Here is an 8,437-nt window from a genome sequence, read left to right on the forward strand (position 1 = left end):
CGTCCGAGCCGCACGTCGAGGACGACGTTCCGCGCGCTCGACCACGACGTCGTGGCCACGAAACTCGTCAGAACGATCTCGACCTCGTTCTGGGCGCCAGGGGCGCAGGGCATCGAGCGGTGGCTGGTGCCGGTGCCCGGTCGCGAGACGGGCCACCTGCCCCCGCGCCGCCGGGCGCTCCAGGCCGACGGACCGCCCTACCGGCGCCCGCGCACCGTGAGCACGAGGAGAGCGACGAGTCGCCAGCCCACGAGCGTCGCGAGCAGGAACGCCGCGGAGACCACGAGGAACGCGGTCGCGAGCCCCTCGCCCGTGGCCCAGCGCAGCGCCATCCCCACGACCCACGTCGTGACCCACAGCACGACCCCGGTCGGCCAGGCCGCGAGCGGCCACCGCCACGCGCGCAGCAGGACCCAGCCCGCCGCGAGGCCCACGAGGAAGGGCCAGGCGATCGACAGGACCGCCGTCAGCGGGCTGTCCGCCGAGTGCGTCGCCCGGCCGCCTGCCGCGAACGCGAGGACCGCGACGACGTCGAGCACGACGGCCAGGGCGACGACGCCCGTCCGGACGGTCGGGCGGGGCGGGCTCGGGGCGGTGGCAGGCGTCGAGGTCATGGCCACGACGCTACCGGAGCGCGCCCGCGCCACGGTCCGCCGCCAGGTGTTGCGCGGGCCACGTCCACGGGCCGGGACGTGGCGCGGCAGGAGGGAAGGGCGCGCCTGCCCTTCAGGTCCCTCTAGGGTTGACCCGTGCACCTGGCTGTCGACGACCTCTCCTTCTCCTACCCCGGACGCCCCGTCCTCTCGGGCGTCTCCCTGCGCGTGGCCCCCGGCACGCGCCTCGGCGTGGTCGGTGAGAACGGCAGCGGGAAGTCGACGCTCCTGGGTGTCCTGGCCGGGACGCTGCCGCCGAGCGGGGGCGCGGTGCGCCGTCAGGGCTCGCTCGCCGTCGTCGAGCAGGAGCTCGTCCCGCTGCCCGGCCAGACCGTGGGCGACCTGGTCCGCGAGAGCCTCGCGACCGTGCGGGCCGTGGGAGCAGAGCTCGACGCCGTGACCCGCGACTTCGACCACGAGCACGGCAGCCTCGCCGAGCTCTCGGACGTGCTGGCCCGGGCCGAGCACCTGGCCGTGTGGGACGCCGACCGTCGCGTCGAGGTCGCGCTGTCCCGGCTGGGCGCGTGCCGCGACCCGCACCGCGAGCTCGCGACGCTCTCGGTCGGCGAGCGCTACCGCGTGCGCCTCGCGTGCCGCCTGGCCGAGCGCAGCGACCTCCTGCTCCTGGACGAGCCGACCAACCACCTCGACACGAGCGGCATCGACTTCCTCACGGGCGAGATCGTGGCCTGGGGCGGAGGGATCGTCATGGTCACGCACGACCGCCAGCTGCTCGACGACGTCGCGACCGAGATCCTCGACCTCGACCCGGCGATGGACGGCAAGCCCGTCCTGTACGGGCAGCCGGGCTACCTCGCCTACCGCTTCGCCAAGAACCAGGCCCTGCACCGGTGGCGTCAGCGCTACCGGGCAGAGCGCAAGCGCGCCGAGAAGCTCGCCGAGCGCCTCGACGCGTCGTACGAGGGGCTCTCCGACGAGTGGCGTCCCGCCAAGGGCAGCCAGAAGCACCGTCGTGCGACGCACGCGCGCATCCACGTCAAGGCCGCGGACCGGCTCGTGCAGAAGCTCGAGGCCGAGGCCGTCGAGGTCCCCGTCCCTCCGCTCGAGCTGCGCTTCCCCGACCTGCTGGCCATGTCGCCCGGGTGGGCCCCCGACCTGCCGCTGCTCGAGGTGCGCAGCCCGCGCGTGGATGCGGGCCCGCGCGAGCGTCCGGGCGAGCCCGGCGGCCTGCCCGACGACGGCGACGGCCCGGCTCCCGCTGCCGTGCCCGCGGGCGCCCGGCTCGACCTGCCCGGGACGCGCATCGCGATCCCGCCGTCGGGCCGGCTGCTGATCACCGGGCCGAACGGCTCGGGCAAGTCGACCCTCCTCGCGGCGCTCGCGGGCACGATCGGTCTCGATCGGGGCACCCGCTCGGTCGCCGAGGGCGTGCGGGTCGGGATCGTCGCGCAGGAGGGCCCCACGCTCCCGGCGGGCGCCGAGGAGCGCACGGGCTTCGAGGAGTACGCGCAGGAGGCGCTCGACCTGCTCTCGGCGGGCACGCTCGACCCGGACTACCTGGTGCCCGTCGCGTTCATGGGGCTGCTGACCGAGGAGGACCTGGACCGGCCGCTGCGCGAGCTGTCCGCAGGGCAGCGGCGTCGCTTCGACCTGGCTCGCGCGCTGCTCGCCGTGCCGCACGTCCTGCTGCTCGACGAGCCGACCAACCACCTCTCGATCGACCTGGTCGACGAGCTGACCCAGGCGCTGCGCGTGACCCCTGCGGCCGTGGTGGTGGCGACGCACGACCGCCGGATGCGCGAGGACTTCGCGGACTGGCCCACGCTCGAGCTCTAGCGCGCGCCGCTCAGAACCCGTTCTCGGGGTCTCCCAGGAGCTGGGCCACGTGGTCGGGGACGTAGTTCGCCAGCTCGCGCGGGGGACGCACGTAGCTGCTCGACGCCTGGGGGCGGTCGGGCAGCTCGACCTTGTCGTGCGGCACGTCGACGTACGGGATGGTCGAGAGCAGGTGGGCGATCATGTTGAGCCGGGCGTTCTTCTTGGAGTCCGACTCGACGACGAACCACGGGCTCTCGGGGACGTCGGTGTGCACCATCATCTCGTCCTTGGCCCGCGAGTAGTCCTCCCAGCGGTGGATCGACTCCAGGTCCATGGGGCTCAGCTTCCACTGGCGGACCGGGTCGGACAGCCGGGAGCGGAACCGCTTGAGCTGCTCGGCGTCCGAGACCGAGAACCAGTACTTGCGCAGCAGGATCCCGTCGTCGATGAGCATCTGCTCGAAGACCGGGGTCTGGCGCATGAAGCGCTGGTACTCCTGAGGCGTGCAGAAGCCCATGACCTTCTCGACGCCCGCCCGGTTGTACCAGGAGCGGTCGAACAGCACGATCTCGCCCGCCGCCGGCAGGTGCGCGATGTAGCGCTGGTAGTACCACTCCGAACGCTCGCGCTCGGTGGGCGTCGGCAGGGCGGCGATCCGTGCGATGCGCGGGCTCAGGTACTGCGTGATGCGCTTGATCGTGCCGCCCTTGCCCGCGGCGTCGCGGCCCTCGAAGATCACCACGACCCGCGTGCCCGTGGCCTGCGTCCACTGCTGGAGCTTGACGAGCTCCGCCTGGAGCCGGAACAGCTCGGCCTCGTAGACCTCACGGGACAGGGACGGGCCCTTGGCCTTCTTCGACTTCTTCTTCGACGTCTTCGACATGGCGACACGCTACCGCCGGCGGGAGGCGGCTCCGGAAGGCGCGCGAGCAGGTTCGCCCGGCCGTGCGGGTGAAGATCCGCACGCGCCGACGGCCTGCGGGGCGAACAGGCGTCAGTCCGGTGCGGGGGCGGGCTTCATCCGCCGGTCGACCCGGCCCAGCAGGGCCGCGAGGCCCAGGAACACCACGGCCACGACCCCCGTGTTGAGCACCGCCTGCGGGTACCCGATCTCGGTCACGTCCATGAACGGGTAGGGGTACCAGCGGGTGAACGCGCCCTGCACGAAGATGTAGACGATCCACGCGAGCGGCGCGACGACCGACCACCAGATCGTCGCGGAGTCGATGCGCGGGCGGGGGCCCACGACGAGCCACCCGACGACCGCGAGCAACGGACCGGCCTGGTGCATGAACAGGTTCGTGAAGAGGCCCGCGACGCTCAGCTCCTGCAGCCCGGCGAGCACCGTGTTGTAGACGATCCCGGTCACCGCGATGCACAGGAGCGCGTCGAGCCGGGCGATGCGGAACACGCGCCCGTCGCGTACCGGGTTCACGAGGAGCATCGCGCTCGTGACCCCGACGAGAAGGTTCGACAGGATCGTGAAGTAGCTGAAGAAGTGGACCACGAGGGTCGCGGTCGAGTCGCCGGCCTCCGGGCCTCGGCCGAGGGTCGCGAACAGCTCCCACACCACTCCCGTCAGCGTCATGGCCGCGACCACGCCGTGCCACCAGCGGGCGGCCGTCAAGCCACGCCACCGGGTGCGGGACGGCGTGGCGACCTGCGCGGCGCTCACGTGAGGCGGCCGACGTACGCCATGGCCTGGCGCAGGAGCGTGCCCTGACCGCCGTGCATCTCGAGCTGGACCTGGTCGCTGCACGCTTGCTCGGGCGTGAGCCACGCGAGCTCGAGCGCCTGCTGCTGGGGCTGGCAGTCGCCGGAGACCGGGACGACGTACGCGAGCGAGACCGCGTGCTGCCGCGGGTCGTGGTAGCCCGTGATGCCGGGCGTGGGGAGGTACTCGGCGACCGTGAACGGCTGCGGGGAGGCCGGGACGTGGGGGAGGGCCACAGGTCCCAGGTCCTTCTCTATGTGCCGCAGCAGGGCGTCGCGGATCCGCTCGTGGTACATCACGCGCCCGGACACGAGCGCCCGGGTCATCTGGCCCTCGGGGGTCACGCGCAGGAGCAGGCCGACCGCGACGACGTCGCCCGAGTCGTCGACCCTGACCGGGACGGCGTCGACGTACACGAGAGGAAGGTGCGACCGTGCGGCCGCGAGGTCCTCGGCGCTCAGCCACCCGGCCGGCTGGGGGAGCTCACGGGAGAAGTCGTCGGGCGGGAAGTCCGCGGTGTCCGTCACCCGACTGTTCTACCATCCGCACCCGTCCCGTGCGCTGCGCCGCAAGGCACGGGCCGCCGGCGGGAGGGGCGCCGCGACGTCTCGTCGACCGAGCACCGCGACGCCCCACCGACCGGGCGCTCAGAGGGTCGGAGGCCCCGCCACCGGCTCGGCGAGCCGGGCGATGAGCTCGACGAGCAGGCGCTCGCCGACCGCGGACGGCAACGCCTCGACGAGCGCCAGGAGCGGGGCCATGGGGCCCGTGCCGGGCTCGGGCGCGTCGCCTCCGCGCGTGTCGGCACCACCCAGCACCGTGCGCTGCACGAGCCCCCAGGCCGTGGCCGAGTCGAGCGACCCGAGCGCCGCGACCGCCTCGGCGGGCTCGACGCCCGGTGCGAGCGCCGCGAGCAGCCCGGTCAGCACCTGCTCGGGGTCGGGTCGCGGGACACCGCGGACGGCGTCGGCGGCCGCGAGGAGCGCGCCACCCAGCTCGTCGACCACGCCCACCGTCACCGGGGTCACCGTGAAGTGCGTCGTGTGCGGCAGACGCGAGCCGTCGGGCTGCGTGAAGCCCGGCTGGGGCTGGAGCACGAACCCGCTCGCCCGCACCGCGTCCGACCACACGTGCGGGTCGATCCGCCGCTCGACCGGGAGGGACTCGTCGGTCGCGACCGCCACGAGCGGTCCCACGGGGTGCCCCACGATCCGCAGGCCCTCGATCGACCCGAGCACCTCGCGCAGGGCGGACGTGGCCCCCGCGCAGCGTGCGGTCACGGCCCGGTAGCCGGGCACGCCGAGCGCCTGCGTCACGGCCCACGCCGCGGCGAGCGGTCCCGCCGACTTGGAGCCCATGACGGTCGAGTTCACGACGGGGTAGCCCGGCCAGCGCGTCGTCGCGAACAGCTGGTGGCGCTGGCGGTCGCGGTCGCGCGTCAGCAGGACGGACGTGCCCTTGGGGGCGTAGCCGTACTTGTGGATGTCGGCCGAGATCGAGGTGACCCCCGGGACACGGAAGTCGAAGAGCGGGACCTGGGCTGCGTCGTCGGGCCAGAAGGGCAGGACCCACCCGCCCACGCACGCGTCCACGTGGACCGGGACGCCCAGGGCGCTCGCGGCGGCCGCGACCTCCTCGACGGGGTCCACGACCCCGTGCGGGTAGGAGGGCGCGGAGACCACGACGAGCGCGACGTCCCGTCCGTCGCCCACGGCCGCGGCGAGTGCCGACGGGACCGCGCGGCACGTGACCGGGTCCACCGGGACGAGCACGAGCTCGAGCCCCAGGTAGGCCGCGGCCTTGTGAAACGCGGCGTGCACGGTCGTGGGGGCGACCACGCGCAGCGCGAAGCCGAGCGTCCCGACCGTGCGCGGCGCGCCGTCGGCCTGCGCGGGCTGGGCGGAGAGGAACGCGTCGCGCGCGGTCTTGACCGCCAGCAGGCAGCTCTCGGTGCCACCGGACGTCACGGTCCCGACGACGCCGCTCGCGTCCTGCGCGCCGGTCCCGTGCAGCATGTCGCGCGCGAACGCGACGAGCTCGCGCTCCATGACCGCGACCGAGGAGAACGTCGTGGGGTCCAGGGCGTTGAGCGGCTGGACCGCGCGGATCGCGTCCCCGGCGAGGGCGTCGAGCTCGGCCAGGTCCGGGTCGTAGACGTAGGAGAGCACACGGCCCCCGTGCGTCGGGGCGTCGGCCGCGCGCAGCGCTGCGAGGCGGTCGAGGATGCCCTCGGTCCGCAGGACGGGCGGGGCGGGCAGGGGGGTGGCGTCAAGGGCGCTCATGCGCGGCGGACTCCTCGGTGGGCACGTCGATGTCGCCCCTGCGCAGTCGATAGCGTACGAGGGCGACGAGGCTCAGCGCGACAAGAACCGCCGGGACCAACGAGAACGAGAGCGCGATGCCGTCGATCGCGGCCGTCGACTGCTCGGGCGTGACGCCCGCGCTCGAGGACCGGTAGCCCGTGACCCACTGCACGAGGCTCAGCAGCCCGGCGCCGAACGCCATGCCCGTCGTCTCGCCCGCGGTCCAGACCCCGCTGAAGGCACCGCCGCGATCGGACGCGCCCTGGCCCGTCATGGGCACCGTGCGCGCGTCGTGCGCGATCACGTCGGGGAGCATCGCGAGCGGCAGCGCCTGCATGCCCGCGTAGCCGACGCCCGCGAGTGCCGTGGGCAGGTAGACCCACGAGCCCGGGGCCCACGCGAGGGGCACCATGCACAGCGTCGCGAGCGCGAACAGCGCGCTCGCCAGGACGAAGCTGCGCTCCTTGCCCACGCGGCGCGCGAGCCGGTTCCAGAGCGGCATGACCAGCAGCGCCGGGGCGATGAGCGCCGCGAACAGCAGGCTCACCGCGAGGTCCGACTCCAGGACGTACGTCGCGACGTAGTTCGCGGCTGCGAGCATGAGTCCCGTCGCGAGCGCCTGGAGGAAGAACGCCGTGAGGAGCACGCGGAACGGCTGGCTCCGGCGCAGGGTCGAGACGGCCTCGGCGACCGCGATCCGGAAGGCGCCGAGCGCCGAGACCGCTGCCACCGGGGCCGCGGCCTGCGCGCCCGGGGGGAGCTGCGCCGTCGGGCCGGACGCCCGTGCGCCGCGCGGGGCCACGCGTGACGCCACGAACATGCCAGCCCCGATGACCAGACCGGCGACCACCCCGAGGGTCAGGTACCCGGACAGCGAGCTCGTCTCGCCGCGCAGCACGGGACCACCGGCGCCGAAGAGCAGGATCGCGAATGCGAGCGTCGCCACGCGCCAGCTGATGAGGCGCGTGCGCTCGTCGTAGGTCGGGGCGATCTCCGCGGGCAGCGCGATGTACGGGACCTGGAACATCGAGAACGCCGTGGCCGCGAGCAGGAACGCGACCAGGACCCAGATCGAGGCGGCCACGGTCGACGCCCCTGCCGGCACGGCGAACGTCAGCGCGAAGAACACCGGGATCGCGACCGCGCCGATCGTCATGAAGCGCCGCCTGGACCCGGTGCGGGCCAGGTCGCGGTCGCTGCCGTACCCGATGAACGGGTCGATCAGGACGTCCCAGACCTTGGCGCCCGTCACGACCAGGCCCGCGACCGCGGCCGGGACCGCGAGCGCGTCGGTCAGGTAGTACAGGAGCATGAGGCCCGGCAGCGTGCCGAACCCACCCGTGCCGACCGAACCGATGGCGTATCCCGCGATCGTGCGCGGCCTGAGGCGTTCCACGCGCCACAGCCTAGACGTGACCTCGCTCACGGCGACGCAGGCCAGGCCGACGGCGGTCGTGCCACCCGCCAGCACGCGCGGACTCCCACCCGCCGTGCCGGGAATACCGGGCCCCGACCCGTTGCTGCACCTGGTGAACCCCTCAGGAAGGACCTTCATGGCAACCCAGGAACTCACCGGCGCCACGTTCGAGCAGACCATCAAGGACAACGACATCGTCCTGGTGGACTTCTGGGCGTCGTGGTGCGGCCCGTGCCGCCAGTTCGCCCCGGTGTTCGAGGCGTCCTCGGAGACCCACCCCGACGTCGTGCACGGCAAGATCGACACCGAGGCCGAGCAGGGTCTCGCGGCCGCCGCGAACATCACCTCGATCCCGACGCTCATGGCGTTCCGCGAGGGCGTGCTCGTCTTCTCGCAGCCCGGCGCGCTCCCCGCGCCCGCGCTCGAGCAGGTCGTCGAGGCGGTCAAGGGCCTCGACATGGACGACGTCCGCGCCCAGATCGCGCAGGCGCAGGCCGCCGGGTCGAACGGTCAGGCGGACGCCTGACGCTCCGGCGCACGCAGCTCGACGAAGGACCCCGGCTCCGGCCGG

General features: G+C 73.7%; 8 protein-coding genes. 2 read left to right on the plus strand and 6 right to left on the minus strand.

Annotated elements, in window-relative coordinates; genetic code table 11:
* Positions 1-197: 197 nt before the first annotated feature.
* Entirely contained in the window at positions 198-614 is a 417-nt protein-coding gene (locus ACFWFR_RS14600; RefSeq protein ID WP_191803587.1) for a DUF3054 domain-containing protein, read from the minus strand.
* A 135-nt stretch (positions 615-749) separates the two neighbouring features.
* Between ACFWFR_RS14600 and ACFWFR_RS14605 the strand changes: the two genes are divergently transcribed.
* The gene (locus ACFWFR_RS14605) at positions 750-2,450 is read left to right on the plus strand and encodes an ABC-F family ATP-binding cassette domain-containing protein (RefSeq protein ID WP_377623429.1); all 1,701 of its coding nucleotides are present in this window, start codon (positions 750-752) and stop codon (positions 2,448-2,450) included.
* Positions 2,451-2,460: 10 nt separating this feature from the next.
* Here the strand turns inward: ACFWFR_RS14605 and ppk2 are convergent, their stop codons facing one another.
* The 5 genes from ppk2 to ACFWFR_RS14630 all read right to left on the minus strand — a co-directional run bounded on the left by ppk2 (position 2,461) and on the right by ACFWFR_RS14630 (position 7,845).
* Positions 2,461-3,315, minus strand: a complete 855-nt coding sequence (ppk2, locus tag ACFWFR_RS14610; RefSeq protein WP_377623430.1) for a polyphosphate kinase 2 — start codon at positions 3,313-3,315, stop codon at positions 2,461-2,463.
* Between the two features lie 111 nt (positions 3,316-3,426).
* Entirely contained in the window at positions 3,427-4,107 is a 681-nt protein-coding gene (locus ACFWFR_RS14615) for a Pr6Pr family membrane protein (protein ID WP_377623431.1), read from the minus strand.
* Positions 4,104-4,673, minus strand: coding sequence for an NUDIX hydrolase family protein (locus ACFWFR_RS14620; protein ID WP_191803581.1), 570 nt, complete (start codon positions 4,671-4,673; stop codon positions 4,104-4,106). The genes ACFWFR_RS14615 and ACFWFR_RS14620 overlap by 4 nt, the downstream gene beginning before the upstream one ends.
* Positions 4,674-4,793: 120 nt before the next feature.
* Positions 4,794-6,428: a pyridoxal phosphate-dependent decarboxylase family protein gene (locus ACFWFR_RS14625; RefSeq protein WP_377623432.1), complete on the minus strand. Its 1,635-nt coding sequence runs from the start codon at positions 6,426-6,428 to the stop codon at positions 4,794-4,796.
* A complete protein-coding gene (locus ACFWFR_RS14630; RefSeq protein ID WP_377623433.1) occupies positions 6,415-7,845 on the minus strand; it encodes an MFS transporter in 1,431 nt (476 codons plus the stop codon). The genes ACFWFR_RS14625 and ACFWFR_RS14630 overlap by 14 nt, the downstream gene beginning before the upstream one ends.
* A gap of 157 nt (positions 7,846-8,002) precedes the next feature.
* On the opposite strand from ACFWFR_RS14630, the gene trxA reads away from it, so the two are divergent.
* A complete protein-coding gene (gene trxA / locus ACFWFR_RS14635) occupies positions 8,003-8,392 on the plus strand; it encodes a thioredoxin (RefSeq protein WP_056650509.1) in 390 nt (129 codons plus the stop codon).
* Positions 8,393-8,437: the final 45 nt, after the last annotated feature.

Source organism: Oerskovia sp. NPDC060287, assembly GCF_042726775.1.
Lineage (GTDB): Bacteria > Actinomycetota > Actinomycetes > Actinomycetales > Cellulomonadaceae > Oerskovia > Oerskovia merdavium.